General features: G+C 63.0%; 19 protein-coding genes. 8 read left to right on the top strand and 11 right to left on the bottom strand.

Annotated elements, in window-relative coordinates:
• Positions 1-282: 282 nt before the first annotated feature.
• Positions 283-762 carry a hypothetical protein gene (locus HMPREF0178_RS08045; RefSeq protein WP_009368267.1) on the top strand — a complete coding sequence of 160 codons (480 nt, stop codon included), beginning with the start codon at positions 283-285 and terminating at the stop codon, positions 760-762.
• A gap of 354 nt (positions 763-1116) precedes the next feature.
• Positions 1117-2586, top strand: a complete 1470-nt coding sequence (locus HMPREF0178_RS08040; protein WP_009368266.1) for an outer membrane homotrimeric porin — start codon at positions 1117-1119, stop codon at positions 2584-2586.
• 336 nt (positions 2587-2922) lie between these two features.
• On the opposite strand, the gene gpt is transcribed toward HMPREF0178_RS08040, so the two are convergent.
• The 10 genes from gpt to HMPREF0178_RS07985 form a co-directional block, all read right to left on the bottom strand.
• The gene (gene gpt / locus HMPREF0178_RS08030) at positions 2923-3405 is read right to left on the bottom strand and encodes a xanthine phosphoribosyltransferase (protein ID WP_009368265.1); all 483 of its coding nucleotides are present in this window, start codon (positions 3403-3405) and stop codon (positions 2923-2925) included.
• Between the two features lie 28 nt (positions 3406-3433).
• Complete coding sequence (locus HMPREF0178_RS08025; protein ID WP_009368264.1) at positions 3434-4279, bottom strand: LpxI family protein; 846 nt, start codon at positions 4277-4279, stop codon at positions 3434-3436.
• 91 nt (positions 4280-4370) lie between these two features.
• Entirely contained in the window at positions 4371-4868 is a 498-nt protein-coding gene (locus HMPREF0178_RS08020) for a 4Fe-4S dicluster domain-containing protein (RefSeq protein ID WP_009368263.1), read from the bottom strand.
• A 39-nt stretch (positions 4869-4907) separates the two neighbouring features.
• The gene (hypA, locus tag HMPREF0178_RS08015; RefSeq protein ID WP_009368262.1) at positions 4908-5249 is read right to left on the bottom strand and encodes a hydrogenase maturation nickel metallochaperone HypA; all 342 of its coding nucleotides are present in this window, start codon (positions 5247-5249) and stop codon (positions 4908-4910) included.
• A gap of 329 nt (positions 5250-5578) precedes the next feature.
• A complete protein-coding gene (locus HMPREF0178_RS08010; RefSeq protein WP_009368261.1) occupies positions 5579-6667 on the bottom strand; it encodes a nickel-dependent hydrogenase large subunit in 1089 nt (362 codons plus the stop codon).
• On the bottom strand, positions 6664-7224 hold the full coding sequence (locus HMPREF0178_RS08005; RefSeq protein ID WP_009368260.1) for an NADH-quinone oxidoreductase subunit C: 561 nt from the start codon (positions 7222-7224) through the stop codon (positions 6664-6666). Before HMPREF0178_RS08005 ends, HMPREF0178_RS08010 begins: the two co-directional genes overlap by 4 nt.
• A 141-nt stretch (positions 7225-7365) precedes the next feature.
• The gene (locus HMPREF0178_RS08000) at positions 7366-8103 is read right to left on the bottom strand and encodes a 4Fe-4S dicluster domain-containing protein (protein WP_009368259.1); all 738 of its coding nucleotides are present in this window, start codon (positions 8101-8103) and stop codon (positions 7366-7368) included.
• A gap of 1 nt (position 8104) precedes the next feature.
• A complete protein-coding gene (locus HMPREF0178_RS07995) occupies positions 8105-8539 on the bottom strand; it encodes an NADH-quinone oxidoreductase subunit B family protein (RefSeq protein ID WP_005028005.1) in 435 nt (144 codons plus the stop codon).
• 13 nt (positions 8540-8552) lie between these two features.
• Positions 8553-9512 carry a respiratory chain complex I subunit 1 family protein gene (locus tag HMPREF0178_RS07990; protein WP_009368258.1) on the bottom strand — a complete coding sequence of 320 codons (960 nt, stop codon included), beginning with the start codon at positions 9510-9512 and terminating at the stop codon, positions 8553-8555.
• Positions 9506-13507, bottom strand: coding sequence for a complex I subunit 5 family protein (locus HMPREF0178_RS07985; RefSeq protein WP_009368257.1), 4002 nt, complete (start codon positions 13505-13507; stop codon positions 9506-9508). Before HMPREF0178_RS07985 ends, HMPREF0178_RS07990 begins: the two co-directional genes overlap by 7 nt.
• 335 nt (positions 13508-13842) lie before the next feature.
• Here HMPREF0178_RS07985 and HMPREF0178_RS07980 point away from each other — a divergent pair, with 335 nt between their 5' ends.
• Positions 13843-14577: a hypothetical protein gene (locus HMPREF0178_RS07980; protein WP_009368256.1), complete on the top strand. Its 735-nt coding sequence runs from the start codon at positions 13843-13845 to the stop codon at positions 14575-14577.
• A gap of 395 nt (positions 14578-14972) precedes the next feature.
• On the opposite strand, the gene HMPREF0178_RS07975 is transcribed toward HMPREF0178_RS07980, so the two are convergent.
• Entirely contained in the window at positions 14973-15680 is a 708-nt protein-coding gene (locus HMPREF0178_RS07975) for an XRE family transcriptional regulator (RefSeq protein ID WP_005028001.1), read from the bottom strand.
• Positions 15681-16007: 327 nt separating this feature from the next.
• Here HMPREF0178_RS07975 and HMPREF0178_RS07970 point away from each other — a divergent pair, with 327 nt between their 5' ends.
• The 5 genes from HMPREF0178_RS07970 (at position 16008) to HMPREF0178_RS07950 (ending at position 18521) form a co-directional block, all read left to right on the top strand.
• Positions 16008-16511 (top strand): Mor transcription activator family protein, encoded by a 504-nt coding sequence (locus HMPREF0178_RS07970; RefSeq protein ID WP_232281235.1) that lies wholly within the window; start codon positions 16008-16010, stop codon positions 16509-16511.
• 88 nt (positions 16512-16599) lie between these two features.
• The gene (locus HMPREF0178_RS07965; protein WP_009368254.1) at positions 16600-16962 is read left to right on the top strand and encodes a putative holin; all 363 of its coding nucleotides are present in this window, start codon (positions 16600-16602) and stop codon (positions 16960-16962) included.
• Between the two features lie 59 nt (positions 16963-17021).
• Entirely contained in the window at positions 17022-17666 is a 645-nt protein-coding gene (locus tag HMPREF0178_RS07960) for a transglycosylase SLT domain-containing protein (protein ID WP_009368253.1), read from the top strand.
• Positions 17659-18252: a hypothetical protein gene (locus HMPREF0178_RS07955; protein ID WP_009368252.1), complete on the top strand. Its 594-nt coding sequence runs from the start codon at positions 17659-17661 to the stop codon at positions 18250-18252. The genes HMPREF0178_RS07960 and HMPREF0178_RS07955 overlap by 8 nt, the downstream gene beginning before the upstream one ends.
• Positions 18249-18521 (top strand): hypothetical protein, encoded by a 273-nt coding sequence (locus tag HMPREF0178_RS07950; RefSeq protein WP_005027993.1) that lies wholly within the window; start codon positions 18249-18251, stop codon positions 18519-18521. Before HMPREF0178_RS07955 ends, HMPREF0178_RS07950 begins: the two co-directional genes overlap by 4 nt.

Below are 18521 nucleotides of genomic sequence, written 5' to 3'. Positions count from 1 at the left end.
GGTTCCCTCTCCCCTCCCCAAAACCCCCTCCTCTCTCCCTCCCAAGACTTTCGTAAGGGTCGATGGAGGGTGGGGCGGCATGGAAATGTTTCCATTGGGAATACGTCTCCCGGCGGGGCGTTAGGAAGGAGCGTTTCTGTTGTGTCCCGGCCCGGCGGCATTGTTCGTGGGAAGGATGCGCGGGTGTTCCGGCTGGATGGGGAAAGCCCGATGCGGATTGTGTGAGATGAAAGTGGAGTGCCCGGAGGCTCCGTTCCGGTATTCCCTTTCCAAGGAGAAGATATGTTGAGACGTGTAGTGTTGGCCGCCCTGTTGGTTCTGGGCTGGTTTTCCGCGGACGCGCAGGCTCACGCGCTGCTGGCGAAAGAGCTGGCATCCGGAGATGCCCGTGTGGTGGAGTTCTCGTATTCCACGGGCGACGTGGCGGCATATGCCGAAGCGAAGCTATACGGCCCGGACAGCGCGGATGTGGAATTTCAGAACGGGCGTACGGACGCTCAGGGAAGATTCGCGTTCCTTCCGGACAAGCCCGGCACATGGACCATCGTGGTTGCGGACAATATGGGGCATAAGGTTTCCCATCCCATGACAATCACGTTTTCCGATGAAGGTACGGTGGAACGCGAGGTCGCCCCGTCCGGATTCAGCGAATCGCTGTGGGCCCTGCCGGTCCTGTTCCGGGCGGTGCTTGGTGTGAGCCTGCTTTTGAACCTGTTCCTCGGGCTGGCCCTGTTCCGGCATCGTGCGGGGAGGCGGGCTTAGGGATGCGCTTCTGCATCCGCCGGAGGAACCGTGAGATATAGGCAAGGGATACGTCTAATATGAGATGGGGCTGATCCCGGTGGAAAGGGCCTTTCGATTTTGCCTTGGGGGGGAGGAAAAGCGGGAAGGGGCCGTGTCGCGGAGCCCCTCTTTTTTCTTTTTGCAAGCGGGCCGAGAGAACCTTCGTTAGAGGCTTGTTATAAAGATCGTACAAATAATTGAATATTTATTTCGGTGAGAGAAAATGCGCTTGAAAGCTTCACCTCGGATCCTGAAGCTTTTGGTGTTTCCGGCTCTGAGAGGAAGAGGTCGGAAATACCCCAACCTTCACCATGAAGAAAGGAGATTTTCGTCATGAAGAGACTCACCACGCTTCTGCTTGCGGCCGGCCTTGTCTGCTCCGCATTCTCCGCCGCCAATGCAGCCGACATCAAGGCTAAGGGCATGTGGGACTTCAGTTTTGAGTATACGAACGATTCGTTCGACAAGCACAACAGCAGCGACCGCTTCGGCGCGGCGCAGCGTCTGCGTACCCAGATCGACGTGATCGCATCTGAAAGCCTGAAGGGCGTCGTCTATTTTGAAATCGGCGACACGCATTGGGGCCATGCCAAGGACGGCGCGTCCCTCGGCACGGACGGCAGGACCGTTGAAGTGCGCTACTCCTACATCGACTGGGCCATCCCCGAAACCGACGTGCTGGTCCGCATGGGCTTGCAGCCCTTCGTGATGCCGGGCTTCGTGGCCGGCTCCGCCGTGCTCGACGGCGACGGCGCGGGCATCACCATCGGCGGCAACTTCACCGAAAACGTCGGCGCGAACCTCTTCTGGCTGCGCGCTGAAAACGACAACACCAATGGTTATGGCAAGTGGCATGACGATCAGAACAACGCCATGGATTTCGTTGGCCTGACCTTGCCGTTGACCTTTGACGGTGTGAAGATCACGCCTTGGGGCATGTATGGTTTCGTGGGCAGCCGCAGCCTTGGCGGCGACGCCAAGGGAGATATCGATGACATGCGCGCCGGGATGCTCCCCGTGCTCCCCAGCGGCAGCGATCTGACCACGCTTGAAGGCAACCGCAGCGAAGGCAACGCATGGTGGGTTGGCATCACGGGTGAAATGACCACGTTCAGCCCCTTCCGCCTCGCAGGTGACTTCAACTACGGCTCCGTGGATATGGGCACTGTCCGCTCGCTCAGCGGATACGACGGCGCGACCAGCAAGACCATCGACCTGAAGCGCAGCGGCTGGCTGGCTTCCGCCATCGCGGAATACAAGCTTGATTTCGGCGTTCCCGGCCTGCTCCTGTGGTACGGCTCCGGTGACAACTCCAATCCGTATGACGGCTCCGAACGTATGCCCACCGTGGACGCCGGCTGGTCCGGTTCTTCCTTCGGCTTTGACGGCGGTTACGGCATTTCCAGCGATACCATCCTCGGCACCAGCCCCGTGGGCACGTGGGGCGTCGCGCTCCGCATGAAGGACATCTCCTTCATGGAAAACCTGACTCACGCCATTCAGGTCGGCTACTATCGGGGTACCAACAACAAGAACATGCCCGCGAACGCCGGTATGACCACCTTCCATGCCAGCTATCCTGATGCCACCGGCAGCATGGTGGGCTCCACCTACCTGACCACCAAGGACGGCGCGTGGGAAGCCACCTTCGACACCGACTACCAGATCTACAAGGATCTGACCCTCGCCGTGGAACTCGGGTACATCCACCTGAGCCTCAACGACGGCGTTTGGGGCAACGTCCTCGACAACACCAACCGCAACGCCTACAAGGCCTCCGTCAACATGCGGTACGCTTTCTAAGAACAGGCTTTGCTGAACCGGGAGGGGAAACCAAGGATGCGTTTCGCGCCGCGCGGCTGAAGCTCCTCCGCACGGATTGCCTTTTGGCATCCTTCCCTCCCAAACCGCTTCGCCCTTCCGGCCACCCGGCGGGAAGGGCGGAGCCCCGGATTGGCGGCAGTCACGGGCTGCCGATCCGGAGACATTTCCTGAAGGCTTTCGGTGTCCGACAGCAGCGAAGCCGACGGCAATCCTTCCTTCTCTCCTATGCGGAAAACCGGGGCAGCCTGTTGCGCGAGGCTGTCCCGGTTTTCTTTTTTTATAATGCCGTCTGCCGGGGGCTTCCCGTCTTAACGCCTAGTTCTGTTCCACCAGCGGGGCGGTATACTGCACTTCGGAGTCCCACGGGAAAAGAATCCACGTATCTTGGCTGACTTCGGTGATGAAGGTGTTCACGAGGGGCTTTCCGGCGGGCTTGGAGTACAGGGTGGCGAAATGGGCCTTGGGGAGCATGTTGCGGATGATGGTGGCGGTGTTGCCGGTGTCCACGAGATCGTCGACGACGAGCCAGCCGTCGCCATCGCCTTCGACGGCCTTGAGGACTTCTTCGCCTCCGGTCTGCTCGCGGCCCTGATAGGTACAGATGCACAGGGTGTCGACCAGACGGATGTTGAGCTCACGGGCTACGATGGCGGCCGGGACAAGCCCGCCGCGCGCGACCCCGATGATGCCCTTGAACGGTCCCTGTTCCAGAAGGCGCCATGCCAGCGCTTTAGCGTCGCGGTGGAGTTGATCCCATGTGACGGGGTACAGTTTCTGATAACGGTCGGCCTTGCCCATACTTGGTTTCCTCTCGGGTTTCGTGTGTCTAGTCGGCTTTCGCCTGAAGGCGCAGCTTCCCGAACGAGTCTTCGGTCAGCGCGATGATGCAGAAGTTATGTTTGTCGGCAAGGGCCAGCGCTTCGGCCCTGTCGAAAAAGAGCGTTTTGCCCGCGTCCACGGCGAGACAGCGGTAGTGTTGTTCGATGAGGAGGCGGACGGTCTGCAGCCCGATAGACGGCAGATCCACGCGTTCGTCCTGTTTGGGCTTGAAGCGTTTGATCGCCACGCAACCTTCGCCGCGCAGTTCACCGCCGCGCCGCAGGGCGGCGTCCGTGCCTTCGAGGCATTCCACGGCCACCACCATGCCCTGTTTGACCACGATGCATTGGCCGATGTCAAACCGGCCGAGCGCTTCGGCGATGGGCCAGCCGTAGTCGATTTCCGCAATCTCCTCGGCTGAGGGGCCGCGCCGGGTCAGGACGCCTTCGGGACAGAGCAGGGAGGTGGAGAGTTCCGCCGCCTGGATGAGCGTGAAGCCCTCCTTTTCCAGATCCGCCATGATGGCCCGGAGCAGCGCGTCGTCGCCTTTGCCTCTGAGAGAGAAGAGGATGCGCGCCGCCCGGAAGTCCGGGCGCAAGTCCAGCGCGCGCGGCTTGTTGATCGCTCCGGCCATGCACAGCTTTCGGACGCCGTGCTTGCGGAAGTAGTCGATCACCTTGTCGAACTGGCCCAGATAGACGGTCGTGTACGTGTCGGCCAGCGCTTCAAGGCCGGGATCGGTGAAGCCGTGGAAGGCGCAGACCACAACGCCATAACCCGCCGCCTTGGCGTCTTCCGCCACGAGGCGCGGGAATTGTCCGCTTCCTGCAATAATGCCGATGGATTCGCTCATAATCCGTGCCCTGTACCATAAATGCCCGGTGAATAAAAGCGTGCCGGAGCCCCGCCCCGGCACGCTTACACCATCAATGATTGCGCTGGGATCAGCCTATCTGCACCACGCTGCGGGCGTGGACGGGGCAGGCTTCGACGCAGGCGGGCACGGATTTGCCCTCGCGCTTCATCCAGTCCTTGCACAGGTCGCAGCGCACGGCCACGGAGCGCATACTCTTTTGTGCCATCGTTTCCGACGTGGCGGAGGGCAGGCCGATGGATTCCAGCGAGATCGCGCCGTAGGGACAGGCCATGATGCAGAGCTGGCAGCCCGAACAGATCTGGGCGTTCATGGTCACGATGCCGTCGTCCTGCTGGAGCGCCCCGGTGGGGCAGATGCGGGCGCAGGGGGCGTTTTCGCACTGGCGGCAGGAGATGGGCGACTTCACCGAGCCACTCTTGACGACATGGACGCGGGCGACGAGTTCGTCGCGCTTTTTCAGGGCCTCTTTAAAGGTCAGGCCGTGGTGGGCGGCGATGCAGGCGATTTCGCAGCGGCGGCACGCCTTGCACTTTTCCGGGACCGATTCGATCATGTAACGGCTCATGGCATATTCCTTGCGAACTTTCGCAGTCAGTCTTGGTTGTCAGCAGGCGTCGATGCCGGTGATGAGGAAGTCCCGGCCTCCCTTGCCTTCTAGCCGCAGGCTTCCGCATTCCGGGCAGCGGCAGCGCGGCGAGGTCATGGGAAATTTGTGCCCGCAATCAAGGCAGCGCCCTTCGGCGGGAACGGTCGTGATGTCCAGTTCGGCCCCTTCCGCCGCCGTGCCTTCCGCGTACAGCTCGAAGCACGCTTCCAGCGTTTTGGGCTCCACCGCCGTGAACAGCCCCACCGAAAGCCGTACCCGCGTGATCCTGCTCACGTTGTGGCGTCTGGCCTCGTCTTCGAGGATGTGCATCATGCCTGCAACGATGGATGCTTCGTGCACGGGTTCTCTCGCTGGGGAGGGAAGACCGGGGGAGGGAGCTTTTTTCAAAAGAGGGGGACACCCACACGCTCCTTTCCCCGGCCCCACCCGCAAAAATGTTGACTGGTGGGGAGGCGGCTCGTCAGGAGCCCCTTCGCATCAAAACCGTTTCCCTTTCGACGCCGCTCCGGGGGACGTGCGCCGAAAAGGAGTTTTTTCGCACCTCCCCGCCCTCCGTCGACCCTTACAAAAGTCTTAGGAGAGGAGGGGGTGGGGTTTGGGGAGGGGGGAGGAGAAGCCCTTCTGGAGAAGGGGTTCTCCTCCCCCTCCCCAATCTTCATTTCAACCCCCTACCGCTCCGTGCAGCTGACGCAGGGGTCGATGCTGTTGACGATGACGGGGATGTCGGCGAGCTGGCAGTCCTTCATCATGACGGTGAGGGCCTCCCAGTTCATGTAGGACGGCACGCGCCACTTGAGGCGGGCGGGGGTGTCGGTACCGTTGGTCTGAAGGTAATAGATAAGCTCGCCGCGCGGGGCCTCCGAGCGGGCGACGGATTCGCTTTCCGGGATGCGCTCCATGTGCACGGCCAGCGGGCCTTCGGGGAGCTTGTCGAGGCACTGGCGGAGAAGCCGGATGGACTCGAACACCTCGCGCACGCGCACCATCGCGCGCGACCAGACGTCGCCGTCCTGTTCTTTGACAATGTCAAAGTAGAGATCGGGATAGACGAGATAGGGCGTGTTCTTGCGCACGTCGATGTCGAGGCCCGAGCCGCGCGCCACGGGGCCGACCACGCCGAGCGCCCACGCATCCTCGCGGGACAGGACGCCCACGCCGCGCGAACGCTTGGCGATCAGGGGATCGGTACGGAACACCTTTTCCACGCGCTTGACCGCTTCTTCGACGGTGTCGAGCCGTTCCAGCATGTACACGGTCAGGCTGTCGTCCATGTCGAACTTCACGCCGCCGATACAGTTCGCGGACAGGTTCATGCGGTTGCCGTAGATGGTCTCCTTCACGTCCTGCATGTTCTCGCGCACTTCCATGATGTGCAGGAACAGGGACTTGAAGCCCACGTTGTGCGCGAAAATGGCGATGTTGAACAGGTGCGAGGCCACGCGCTTGGTTTCCTCCGCCAGCACGCGCAGGTACTGGGCGCGGGGCGGCGGGGTCATGCCGAGCACGTTTTCAACCGCCATGCAGTAGGTCAGCGAGTGGCTGTTGGAGCAGAGCGAGCAGACGCGCTCGGTCAGCGTCGTGTTCTTGAAGAAGTTGCGCTGCGTCGCCATGCCTTCCATGCCGCGATGGACGTGCCCGGAGGTGATCTCCACCTTGCGTACCGTTTCGCCGTCGACGTCGAGATGGAAGTAGACCGGCTCCTCAAGGGCGACGTGCACCGGGCCGATGGGCAGGGAAAAACTGCTGGTCTGGCTCATTCGTGCACCCCCTTTTCCACTTCCTCGCCGGGCTCGGCGTTCACTTCCATGATGCGCTCCCACATATCCTTGGTGCAGGCCCCGTTCATCATGATGGTCAGCGGGATGACCTCGTTGAGGATGCCCTCGTCGATTTCCGGATCGAGGAAGAGGCGCTTGGGGTTGGTGTTGCCGTCGACGTGCACGTCGAACAGCTCCGCGAATTCGCGTTCGTTCCAGTCGGCGTTGCGGAACCACGGGGTGATGGTGGGCACGCTGTTCTCGGCAGGGTCCAGCGGGACCGTCACCGTCACCGTGTAGCCGTGCACGTCGAAGTGGTAGGCCAGCGTGGTGACGGGCTCGGCGAGCTGCTTGTTCAGCGCTGTGACCGTGCACAGGCGCGCCTCGTGTTTGGCGAGCAGGGCGGCGGCGTCGGGGAGCTGGCCGGCGTTCATGAGCGTCACCCACTCGAAGCCGTTGCCCCAGCTGTCCCAGTTATGCCGTTCTTCGGAAGCCAGCTCCACCAGCCCCTTGACGAGCTCGGGATTGATGGAACGGCTTGACCATGTCGTATTCATGCAAGTTTCTCCTTGCGTCATAGTGGTACGTCGGCTCAGTCGGCGGTATTGCCCGCCGCCGGAGACGGTTTTTCAGCGGCGCTTTCCGTGCCGGAAGGCGTATCGGGCCGCGTTTCGGCTGCTGCGGAAGCGGCGGCCTGTTCAGCCGGAGGCGTCTGGGTGCCCCGGCGCCGCCTTGGAAGCCGCAGGGTCGGACTTGGGCTGTACCGTAGCTTCCCGCGAGGGTGCGGCGGTTTTCGGGGCGGAGGCCGCCTGAGCGGGGGCTTCCTTTGCGTTTTCCTTGTCCGCCGGGGACTTTTCGGCCTTTCTCGGCGGAACGAGACAGACTTCCTCGCGGGCGGCCATCTTCTCGAGCTGGTCGATATGACAGGCGCGGTCTTCCTCGACCGCCACGTCGATGCGGCGGCAGTTCGGGCAGAGGTGCGAGATCACGTCCACGTCGACTTCGGAATGCTTGGCGTAGATGCGGTTGAGCACTTCCTGCGGCAGAACGCGCATCTTGGCCCCGCACACGGCACAGTAGTCGTATTTGACCTTGGCGCGGGTGATCTGGGTATATTTTTCCGTGGCCCGGTGGGCGCTGTGCCAGTCGTTGGAGAGGGTGACGGCCTTGGTCGGGCAGTAGTAGCGGCACTGGGCGCACAGGCAGCAGGAGTTGCGCCACACCGTGATCTCGAAGCCGCTGCCGTCCTCGAATTTCGAGATGTTGATGGCTCCGGCGGCGCAGACGTGGACGCACGTGCCGCAGCCCACGCACAGCGTCGGGTCGATTTCGACCCGTCCGCGCAGGCGGTCCGGGGTGTACGTCTCTCCAAAGGGGAAGGCGTCGGTCACCGGGCCCTTCTTGAGGTTGTCCCAGAGGATTTTGAGGAATTCCATATCAGCCCTCCATCCTTTCCCGCCAGATGGCGACGGCTTCGAGCACGCCTTCCATGATCGCCTGCGGGCGCGGCGGACAGCCGGGCACGTTGACGTCGATGGGCAGGTAGCGGTCCACGGGGCCCTCGATGGAGTAGCCTTCGCGGAACACGCCGCCGCTGATGGGGCAGATGCCCACGGCCACGGTCACCTTGGGCTCGGGGATTTCGTTCCAGACGCGTAGGACCTTGTCCTTGACCCGCGCCGTGAGCGGCCCGGTGATGAGCACGATGTCCGCGTGGCGGGGGCTCCCGCAGTATTTGCAGCCGAGGCGCTCCACGTCGTAACGGGAGATGCAGGCCGTGGTGGCCAGTTCCACGTCGCACCCGTTGCAGGAGCCCGCGTTGATGCGGAACAGCCACGGCGAGCGGGTGGAAAGTTTCTTGATGAGGTTCATGACCGGCCTCCCGTCAGCAGCCAATCCACACCAGGATAAGGCTCAAAAGGGCCAGCCCGGCGGGATACTTGAGGAAAAAGGACAGAGCCTGTTCGATGCGCAGACGCCCCGTGGCGGACTTCACCACGGTCAGGGTGAACAGCATGAACAGCGCGCACTTGACGACGAACCAGACCAGATTGACCGCGGGGATGTCCGAAATCGTGCCGGGGAAGAACAGCACCACCCCGAGCGCCAGCGCCACGACCATCTTGAGGGCCGAGGCCATGTGGAAGAAGGCCAGCAGCACGCCCGAATATTCGAGGAGCGGCCCTTCGAGGATTTCTGTTTCCGCCTCCGGCTGGTCGAAGGGCGGCACGCCGAGCGTGGCGGGCAGGAACATGAGCCACGCGAGGAATGCGGGCCACATGACCGGGGTGAGCCCGAATGAGCCGTGTTCGGACTGATAGTCCATGATCCTGGTCAGGGAGAATTCGGCCCCGCTGCCGCCGCCCACTTTCATGGCGACCGTCAGCATGATCATAAGCAGCGGAACCTCATAGGCAAGCATCATGATCATCTCGCGGGAGAAGCCGATGCCGCCGTAGGGCGAGCCGGACGAGGAGCCAGCCAGCATGATCGCCATCGCCGGGATGGGGAACAGGTAGAAGATGACCAGCAGGTCGCCCATCCTGGGCAGGCCGTCTGTCACCCCGGGCACGGGCAGCAGCGCCGCGCACATGGCGATGCCGCCGAGCGCGACCACGGGGGCCGCGAGGAACGCCCCGCGCACGGCGGAGGTCGGGATGATGACCTCCTTGGTGCTCAGCTTGATCAGATCGAGGAAGGGCTGGATCAGCGGCGGCCCCACCCGGCGCTGGAGCCGGGCTTCGACGCGGCGGTCACACCCTTTGAGGAACAGGCCCAGCGCCAGCGCGAACAGGCCGCCGGGGAAGACGACAAGGTGGAGAATGCCCACAAGCAGGTCTAGCATGACGGACGCTCCTTGTTGATGCGGCCGTTCCGGCCGAGGGACTGCCGCAGGGCCCGGCAGAGAGACAGGGCCAGTTCCGGCAGGGGGCATGTGGCGCTGCCGGGCTTGTTGCCCGTGCACAGGTTGACCAGCGCCGGGTAGATGGCTTCGGGCGGGATGCGCGAGGCCTCCTGAGAGGCGTCGTGCCCGCAGGCGTGCGGGGGCGCGACGCGGATCTTCACGCGGGAGAGCAGGAAGCGCAGGGCCAGCCAGCAGCCGCCGAAGGCCACGAGCATCAGCACGGCGACCGCCGTGGCGTCCCACGCGCCGGGGCCGGTGGCGAGGCCGTAGAAGGCCACGTCAAGCGACGGCATTCCGTATTCCGCCAGCGCCGCATTGAGGGGCGCGAGCATCAGGCCGGGGAACACGCCGGTCAGGATCACCATGAAGGCCATGAGCAGCATGGGCGCGCGCATGACCCACGGGGCCTCTTCGATATGGTCGAGGTTGCGCCCCGGCTGTCCGAGGAAGACGGCGTGCATGAAGCGGGCGAGGTACGCCAGCGTGATCACGCTGCCGATGAGCGAAATCAGCGCAAGGAGCGGTTCGCCTTCCGCCATGAGCGCCTGATAGATGATCCACTTGGAGGTGAAGCCGTTGGTCGGCGGCACGCCCACGGCGGCCAGTGACCCGATGAAGAAGCAGAACATGGTCACGGGCATCTTGCGGCCCACGCCGCCCAGCTCGGAGATCGTATCCGCATGGGTGCGCAGCATGACCGCGCCGACCATGAGGAAGAGCAGATCCTTGAAGAACACGTGGTTCGCCATGTGCAGGAGGCCGCCCGCCATGCCGAGGCTCGTGCCCACGGCGACGCCGAGCACCATGTATCCGATCTGGCTCACCGTAGACCAGATGAACACCAGCTTGAGGCTGTTCTGGAGCATGGCCTGCACGGCGCTGTACAGCAGCGTGAACGCGCCGATCCATGCCGTGGCGTACATGACGGCCTGCTGCGAGAAGAGCCCCGCCGTGTCCGGGGACTGCGCGTACACGCTCCCGAAGACAAGGAACAGCTTCACGAGGCCGAAGACAGCGATCTTCAGCAGCACGGAGGAGATGTAGCCGGACACGGGCGTGGGGGCCAGCGCCGGGTGCATCTGCCAGTCGATGCGCAGGGAAACCTGCGCGGCCTTCATACAGAAGCCGACGGCCATCAGGATCATGATGGAGGTGCCCACGGCGGGAGAAAGGGAGGCGAAGCCCTTGGCCACGCCCGCGAACTCGCCGGTGCCGGTGTAGGCTACGATGAGCCCGATGCCGAGGAACAGGAAGCCCGCGCCCGCCACGTTGAACAGGAAGTACTTGAAACCTTCCCGCAGCGCTTCGGGCGTGCCCTCATGCGCGATGGCGAAATACAGGGCCCACGAGCTCATGATTTCCCAGAAGGTGAAGAAGCTGAACAGATCCGAACTCGCCGCCACGCCGAGCAGTCCGCCCGTCATGAGCAGGAAGAAGGCGTAGAAGCGCCACTGCGTATGGCTGTGCTCCATGTAGCCCACGGCGTACACGAGGTTCACCGTGCCGATGGCGGGGATGAACAGGGCCATGATGAAGGACAGCGTGTCCAGATCCTGCCCGAACGCGAGCACGTGCAGGGTGGTCAGGAACAGGATGGCGGCGGCGCCCCATCCGGCCTTCACGCGGTCCTTGCGGAACCAGATCGGCACGACGGCGCCGATCATGGGCAGGATCACATACACGGGCCAGCCCACGTCGAGCGACGGCAGGACGGCCGAAAGGTGCCCCGCGCCGGAGCCGAGGTGCGGCATAAGCTCGTTGATGACCGGGGTGACGAGCGACAGGCCCGTCTGCGGGGCCACGCCGAGGATCACGCACAGGCCCGCGAGGATGATCATGGGGACGCGCATGGTCGTGGTGACGCCCTGCACGCGGCGGCGTCCCGCCGGGGCGGGGTCAAGCAGAATCGTGCGCAGGATGCGCATGTAGTAGATCGCCCCCACGAGGCTCGCCGCGATGAGCGCCGCCGCGATGAGCGGCTGCCCGGCGTCCATGCAGGCCACGATCATGAGGTATTTGCTCACGAAGCCGTTGAACGGCGGCAGGCCCATGATGGACACGATGCCGATGCTCATACAGCCCACGGCCCACGGCATTTCGTGGACGAGGCCCGCGAGATCGGAAAGCTTGCGGCTGCCGACGCGGAAGATGAGGCCGCCCGCGCAGAGGAAGAGCAAGTCCTTCATGATCGCATGGTTCAGGACATGGGACAGCGCGCCCGCCGCCGCCAGCCACGTGCCGAGGCCGAGGACGGTGAAGATTTCGCCGACCTGCCCCATGGTGGAGTAGGCGAGCATACGCTTGAGGTCTTCCTGCCTGAGGGCCATCCATTCGCCGTAGGCCATCGTGCACAGGCCCATGAACGTGACCATCAGGCCGGGGGCGGTGAGGCCGCCGTAGGTCCCGGTCGAGGCGAGCTCCTTGTAGCCGATGAGCCCGAAGTAGACCGTCACCACGCCGAACACGCCCATCTTGGTGAGCACGCCGGAGAGCGGCGCGGACACGGAGGACGGCGCGGCGGGGTGGGCGTCTGGCAGCCAGCTGTGCAGGGGCACGAGACCGGCCTTGGCCGCGAAGCCGAGCAGGGTGAACACAAGGGCGAACTTGAGCACGTCGTCGGAATGGACGGAGAGGTTGGCGACGATTTCGCCGTACTGCGTATGGTTCCCGCCGATCATGAAGAAGCCCACGATCATGAGGTAGGCCGCGCTGCAGCACAACACCACATACTTGATGGCCGCATCGCGCGCCTTGGAAGTGCGTTCCCACGCCACCAGCGCGAAGGACGCCCACGTCATGACTTCCCACTGGGAGGCCAGCGTGCCGATGTTGTCGGTGGTCACGATGTTGAGCAGCGCACCGAAGGTGAGGAGCAGGAAGAACCAGTACCAGTGCTTGCGCCCGTCCTCTTCAATGTAGTTGGTGGAGTAGCAGGCGACGAGCGTGCCGATGCCCGAGATGATCAGCGAGAACAGGCGGGACAGGGGCGGCAGATCGCTTGCATAAATGAGGATGAACGCGGCGAGGAACAGCGCGAACGTATACTTGGCCCGGTAGGCGGGCCTGATGATGCGGGGGCAGAGGACGAGGAAGGAACCCACATAGAGCAGGAGCGGGGTCACATGCCACGGGCCTTCGAGTTCCACCAGCGAATGGGGATCGATGCCGACGATCCATGCGCCGAAATCCTGCACGAGGAAGCGCCCGATCCCCAAAAATGCCAGCAGCCCGAGCAGGACGTACAGGCTGATCGCCGCCGGGGTCTTGCTCCAGCGGTTGGGGACGATGGGGCACCAGCTCCCGCTGGGGACGCCGAGCAGCTCGGTTTCCCTGTCGAAGAGGGCGCGGGCGAAGTTGCCGCCTCCGATGGGGACTTCGGTGCATATGGGTTCGTCGGGCCGGGTGAAGCACACCTGCAGGACGACTTCGGCGGAAAGCCACAGCAACACGGTGTAGCCCAGCGCCATGACGACGGCGAGGACCGGGCCGCCGAGCGGCACGTCGATGCTGTGCATGGCCATGGCGTGCAGGACCAGGTGCTGGCCTTCCGGCGTCATGGCCGGAGAGATGCCGAGCGAAGCCTCAAGCGCGAACGCCAGCAGCACGGCCCCCACGGGGTTGCGGTGCAGCGCGCCGCGGATGTCGTTGGCGACGCAGGAATACGGATTGGCGACGAGCCCGGACAGCCCTATCCATGCCGCGAGACGCGCAATGGCATGATAGATGACGATCATGATGCTGCCAACGTCGCCGGACGGTCCGAGGCCAAGCCCCATGAGCGCGAGCCCCAAATCCACAAGGCCGCCCCAGAGAATAAGCAAACCGGGTCGGCCTCGCTCGCGGTATACTTTGTAAACCCCATACAGCATTATCAGCAGGCCGGCGACGAGAATAGCCATCTCTGATGGCGAAGTCGGCGTTACGCTACTGTCCATGCTCCCCTCCTTAAAAAATAAGCGCTGTGCTTGTCCATAGTGGATAGAAATCAGACGCAGTGCCGGACTGCCCCGGCGCGAAGGCAGGGTCCGCGCCGGAAAGAGGCCGCCTTCCCTCAAACGGCGGACCTCAAGAAACAACGGACTTGTCCTTTTGTGAGCGTTTTCCCATTATCCGGCCCTCTTTGTTGTGTTTATTCAAACAAACAGTTCCGGATTGAGGAAAACACGCTGGAATATGATTCTCGCATGTTCCCGCGCTCTTTACAATCCCACTCCGCAGGGCTATCACGCAGACGTCCATCCACCTTTACAGCCACGAACCGGGAGATCCCATGTCGGCTCGATTCTCTTTATCCATGCGTCTTTTTTTCACAACCTGTTTGTGCCTGTGCGTCTGCCTTGCCGCCGGGTGCTCCGGCAAACAGGTGCACGTCACGGTCGAAAATGAGTTCAACACGATGGCGAAACGGCTGGCTCCGGTGCTCAAGGCCCACAGCGTCATCGACGAGCACGGGGCCTATGTCGCTCCCGTGTTTTCGACCCCGGAACTGCCTCCCCAGCTTGGGGAATATCTGTTCCAGCGTCTTTCTCCGGCGTTCCGGTTCAAGGTCGATCCGGCGCTGCTGCCGCCGACGTTCGCCCTGTCGCGCACGGCGGGGGATACGGTGGAGATGCAGCCTTACGGCTTCATGCTCGGGCAGGGGGCGGACATCGTGACCGTGACGCTGCTTGCCCAGACGGACTGGAACGACGACGGCCTCAACGAGTGGCTGCTGCTTTGCCGGGTCAAGCCGATCATCGGCAAGAACAACATGCGCGATTACTATCTGCTCATCGAGAAGCCCGGCGCGTCCATCCTCGTGCCCAAGCTCCTCGCCGTCTATGACTGTTTGAGCCAGAGCTGCAAGCTGTTCGTGGACGTGGATCAGAAGAAGCCGCCCTATGCGCCTGAGGAGACCACCATTGAAGTGAAGATCGGGCAGAAGGACGTCACTCTTCCCCCGAACACCCCGCCGCCGCCCGGCGCGCCGCAGCACGAGTTCAAGGAAAGCAAGCTGGGAGAATGAGGAGAAGATGGAGAAACCTGGGGAGGGGAGAAGGGACCCTTTGGAAGGTCCCTCTCCCCTCCCCCAGGACCCCCTCCCCTCATCCCCCCAAACTTTTTGACTGATGGGGAGGCAGCGCGGCGGGAGTTCGTTCCGGCCAGGGCTGAAAGAAAGATTGTATCAGACAGTGGACGGAGAAATGAGAGAACCGCCTGAACACAAGATGTTTAGGCGGTTTCTTTTTGTCCGCAGGAAAAAGGTTTCTCCCCCATTCTTCGCCCACAGGGAAAACGGACAACAGGGATTTAATAAACACGAAAGTCTTTGAAGAGGAGGGGGTGGGGTTGGGGAGGGTGAGGAGAAACGTGGGGGTACTCCCCCCTTCTTCAGAAAGTTTCCCCTCCCCCTCCCCAATCTTATTTGTACTCCCTGCCGCACCAGAGGACGCGGCCGATGACGCGGAAAGCGTCCTCGCAGTCGCCCCGTGTGTCGAGTTCGACGGGCGGGTAGGCGGCATTGGTGCTTTTGAGGATGACCTTGCCGGGGAGGATGTCGATGCGCTTGAGATAAATGGCTTCATCAAAGCCGATGGCGTAAAGGCGACCGGGGGTGACGTCGCGCTTGCCCTGATCGATGAGCACGATGTCGTTGTCCATGATCTCCGGTTCCATGCTGTCGCCGGAAACCCGCATGAGCACCATCTCCCGAGGATTGCCCTTGCGGTGCAGGAAATCGCTCCGGAAAGCATAGCTGCGCTCCGAATCGCCGCCGACCTCGAGGCTGCCGTGCCCGGCGGACAGGCGTGCCTCCACCATCGGGATCATGATCAAATCCACGTCGCACGAGGGCATTGGTTCGGCAAGCTCAGGCTGCGGAAGGGGCCGAGGCGTTTCATTGAGGCCGGAAAAGGGAGCCTCCTGGAGGACATTGCCCTGCCCCGTCAAAATCCAGTTCGGTGAAACGTTTAATTTTGAGCATAAGGATTCCAATACTTCATATCCGGGCAGGGCGCGCCCTTTCTCGTAACCGCGCAACGTATTCACATTGATGCCGACACGATCGGCAAATTCGGCCTGTGTGGCGCTTCCGCGCAAAAAAACGAGTCGATCGGCGATGCTGCTCATGGCGTCTCTGCGCCGTGGAGGCGCTCCGGGTTGAAGTGAACGGAGATCGTAAAGAAATGTTGTAATGTTTTTGGCTGTTAAGTCAATAAATAAGTTTTTGCGTCAAAAAATGATTGTAAAAGAACTGATTTTGACGTAAAGATCTCATTGCGAACGGTCGTGTACAACCTCTTTCCTTTACCTTCACCAAGCTATCCGGTCAACAATTCGGTCTGCCCCTGCGCCGCAAGCCTTCGGGCAATACGCGCTCAGGGCGTTGTTTTCCATGCCTTTCCACGCAAGGCGGAGAGGTACATCTTTTACCTAATAGGGATTCATATGGAACACATGGCGAAGAATAGGGAGCGGCGCAGCGCGTCTTCGGAGATGTTTTCCGGGCAGGCCCGGACACGGGGGCAGGGCGTGAATGAATTGGTTGAACTGATTGGCCTTCCGGCGGCGATCGAGCTTATCAGGGCCAAGGGCGGGACAAGTTTTTCCGTTCCTCTCGGCATCACGTTGCGTGGGCAGGAACAGCGTGAAAAATTGGTGCAGATCATCGGCCGCGAACAGGCGACCAAGCTGATCGGGCGCTACGGCGGCACGACGCTGTATATCCCCACCTGCCGTCAGGCTTTCGTGGACACGCGGGACAGGAACATCAACCTTGAGCGCGACGAATTGGCCCGTGAAGGGCTTTCCGAACGGGCGCTGGTGTCCGTGCTCGCCGTGCGGCACGGGCTCTCCGATCGCCAGATCTGGCGCATTTTGAAGAAGTCCGGCCCGGTGAGGCCGGATATGGCGGCCTGCGCCGCCGCGCGCAGCGTATCCCGCTCCAGCGCGAGGTGCTGACATCCTTCAACCTTTCCTGAGGCCTTCTTTCGGGCATGGTACGTTTTGCGGGCCGACGACGGTCCCGCGCCATACCACAGGAGGTCTTATGGGATTCTTCAGGCTTCTTCTCCGTCCCCGTTGGCGGCTGTTTTTCTTCGGGCTGGTTGCGCTGGGGCTTCAGATCGCATTGTTGCTGATCAGCCCGGCGCAAGTGCCCGTTGTCCTCTACAAGCTGGCCCTCGTCATGCTTGCCGCTATCTTGGGCATGTTTTTCGATGTGGCCGTATTTCCCTTCGCCACTCCCGACTCCTATCTTGACGACGACTGGAAGCGCGCCCCCGGAGCCGTGCGGCTTCGGTGCGCCGATTTCGCCATCGCCAAGGGCTGCCTCTGGCCTTTCGTCATGGCCTGCCTGCGCCGCGCCGCCGTGGTCGCGGCTTTCGTCGTGGCCGTATCCGTGGGGCTGTGAGCATGGGGGAGATGGGGAAGCGCCCGCGAAAGGGCGGTTCCCGCATGGCGAGGTTGCGCATGACGATTCGCATGGTTTTGATGATGGCGCTGTTGTCCGCGCCGTTTCCGCAGCCGGGGCTGGCGTCGGATATTCCGCGCGCCGCGGAACGGCATCGGGCGGAACTCATACGGGTTTCCCGCGCCGTATGGGGGTTGGAAGCTCCCGTGGCGGTGTTCGCCGCGCAAGTGCACACGGAAAGCTGGTGGCGCAACGGTACGGTGTCCTCGGCGGGGGCGCAGGGCTTGGCGCAGTTCCTGCCTTCCACGGCGGAGTGGCTGCCGCGTGCCGTCCCGGAATTGGAACGGGAGGCCGGCCCGCCCGCGCCGTTCAATCCCGGCTGGGCGCTCCGGGCACTGGTTTCCTATGACAAGTGGCTGTGGGATCGGCTGCACGGAGCCGATGCCTGCCAACGCATGGCGTTTACGTTGTCCGCGTATAACGGCGGGATCGGCTGGGTCGGCAGGGACCGGAAGGAAGCGGAGCGGCAGGGCCGTGATCCGGCGCGCTGGTTCGGACAGGTGGAAGAGGTCAATGCCGGGCGGAGCGCTTCCAGCCTCCGTGAAAACCGCCGCTATGTACGGCTGATCCTGCTTGAGAGGCAGTATTGGTATCGCAAGGCGGGGTGGGGGCCCGGCGTCGGATGCGGAGGGGGCCATGACTAGGAACGTGATCGCCGTAGTGCTGTTGTGTGCGGCGTGCTGTGCAGCCGGGTACGTCCGGGGCTTCGGCATTGCGGAAACGCGGGGCCGCGCGCTGCTTGCGGAACAGGCCGAAGCGTCCGCCAGCGAACGCGAGGCGTTGGCTGTCGCAATGGCGGAAGCGGAGCGCCTCGCCCGTCAGAGGCTGGAAGCGGAAGCTGAGCGGGCCGCCGCCATTGCCGGGGAACTTTCCGAAACCCGCAACCGCCTTGCCGCCGAACGGCAGGCGTTCACGAGGAGGATGGCCCGTGTTGCCGAAGATGCTTCCCGCCATTGCGCTGGCCTGTCTGCTGGCTGGGTGCGCCTGTACAACGAAGCCCTTGGTCTTGCCCCCGCCGCCCCCGAAGCTTCTGCCCCTGCCGCCGGAATTGGCGCGCCTGCCGGAAGCGCCTCCGCCACTGACGCCGGGGTACGGTCGGGAGCATCCGTGATGGTCAGCCCGGAGGATCTTTTGGCCCACGCGCGGGATTACGGCGGCTATTGCCGGAACCTGCGCGCTCAGGCCGAAGCCCTGCTTGCCGTGGAAAAAGGGCGGGAGGTCAGGCCATGACGCAGGCCGCGCTGCAATTCGATGCACACACCCTGCTGCTTGGCCTGCTCGGGATGGTTTGCGGCTTTCTCGCCTATTGGGGAACCCGGCTGGAGCAGCGGGTGGACGAATTAAAGGCCCGCCAGTGCCTGCTGGCCGAGGAGATGCACAAGAGCTACGTGCCCCGCGAGGACTGCCGGGAGCGCACGGCGCAGATCCTCGGCGGGCTGGAGCGGGCGGACGAAAAACTGGATCGCATCGCGGACGCGATCCGTACCGGGGGGCGCTGA

The organism is Bilophila sp. 4_1_30 (genome assembly GCF_000224655.1).
In the GTDB taxonomy this organism is placed as follows: domain Bacteria; phylum Desulfobacterota; class Desulfovibrionia; order Desulfovibrionales; family Desulfovibrionaceae; genus Bilophila; species Bilophila wadsworthia.
The sequence above is the reverse complement of the archived record's forward strand: the minus strand, read 5'-3'. Positions and strand labels throughout refer to the sequence as shown.

What these genes read in the sequence shown, in the direction of transcription:
- HMPREF0178_RS08045 (WP_009368267.1), top strand. Translation starts at nt 283, where the DNA reads ATGTTGAGACGTGTAGTGTTGGCCGCCCTGTTGGTTCTGGGCTGGTTT.
- HMPREF0178_RS08040 (WP_009368266.1), top strand. Translation starts at nt 1,117, where the DNA reads ATGAAGAGACTCACCACGCTTCTGCTTGCGGCCGGCCTTGTCTGCTCC.
- gpt (WP_009368265.1), bottom strand. Translation starts at nt 3,405, where the DNA reads ATGGGCAAGGCCGACCGTTATCAGAAACTGTACCCCGTCACATGGGAT.
- HMPREF0178_RS08025 (WP_009368264.1), bottom strand. Translation starts at nt 4,279, where the DNA reads ATGAGCGAATCCATCGGCATTATTGCAGGAAGCGGACAATTCCCGCGC.
- HMPREF0178_RS08020 (WP_009368263.1), bottom strand. Translation starts at nt 4,868, where the DNA reads ATGAGCCGTTACATGATCGAATCGGTCCCGGAAAAGTGCAAGGCGTGC.
- HMPREF0178_RS08010 (WP_009368261.1), bottom strand. Translation starts at nt 6,667, where the DNA reads ATGAGCCAGACCAGCAGTTTTTCCCTGCCCATCGGCCCGGTGCACGTC.
- HMPREF0178_RS08005 (WP_009368260.1), bottom strand. Translation starts at nt 7,224, where the DNA reads ATGAATACGACATGGTCAAGCCGTTCCATCAATCCCGAGCTCGTCAAG.
- HMPREF0178_RS08000 (WP_009368259.1), bottom strand. Translation starts at nt 8,103, where the DNA reads ATGGAATTCCTCAAAATCCTCTGGGACAACCTCAAGAAGGGCCCGGTG.
- HMPREF0178_RS07995 (WP_005028005.1), bottom strand. Translation starts at nt 8,539, where the DNA reads ATGAACCTCATCAAGAAACTTTCCACCCGCTCGCCGTGGCTGTTCCGC.
- HMPREF0178_RS07990 (WP_009368258.1), bottom strand. Translation starts at nt 9,512, where the DNA reads ATGCTAGACCTGCTTGTGGGCATTCTCCACCTTGTCGTCTTCCCCGGC.
- HMPREF0178_RS07985 (WP_009368257.1), bottom strand. Translation starts at nt 13,507, where the DNA reads ATGGACAGTAGCGTAACGCCGACTTCGCCATCAGAGATGGCTATTCTC.
- HMPREF0178_RS07980 (WP_009368256.1), top strand. Translation starts at nt 13,843, where the DNA reads ATGTCGGCTCGATTCTCTTTATCCATGCGTCTTTTTTTCACAACCTGT.
- HMPREF0178_RS07975 (WP_005028001.1), bottom strand. Translation starts at nt 15,680, where the DNA reads ATGAGCAGCATCGCCGATCGACTCGTTTTTTTGCGCGGAAGCGCCACA.
- HMPREF0178_RS07970 (WP_232281235.1), top strand. Translation starts at nt 16,008, where the DNA reads ATGGCGAAGAATAGGGAGCGGCGCAGCGCGTCTTCGGAGATGTTTTCC.
- HMPREF0178_RS07965 (WP_009368254.1), top strand. Translation starts at nt 16,600, where the DNA reads ATGGGATTCTTCAGGCTTCTTCTCCGTCCCCGTTGGCGGCTGTTTTTC.
- HMPREF0178_RS07960 (WP_009368253.1), top strand. Translation starts at nt 17,022, where the DNA reads ATGACGATTCGCATGGTTTTGATGATGGCGCTGTTGTCCGCGCCGTTT.
- HMPREF0178_RS07955 (WP_009368252.1), top strand. Translation starts at nt 17,659, where the DNA reads ATGACTAGGAACGTGATCGCCGTAGTGCTGTTGTGTGCGGCGTGCTGT.
- HMPREF0178_RS07950 (WP_005027993.1), top strand. Translation starts at nt 18,249, where the DNA reads ATGACGCAGGCCGCGCTGCAATTCGATGCACACACCCTGCTGCTTGGC.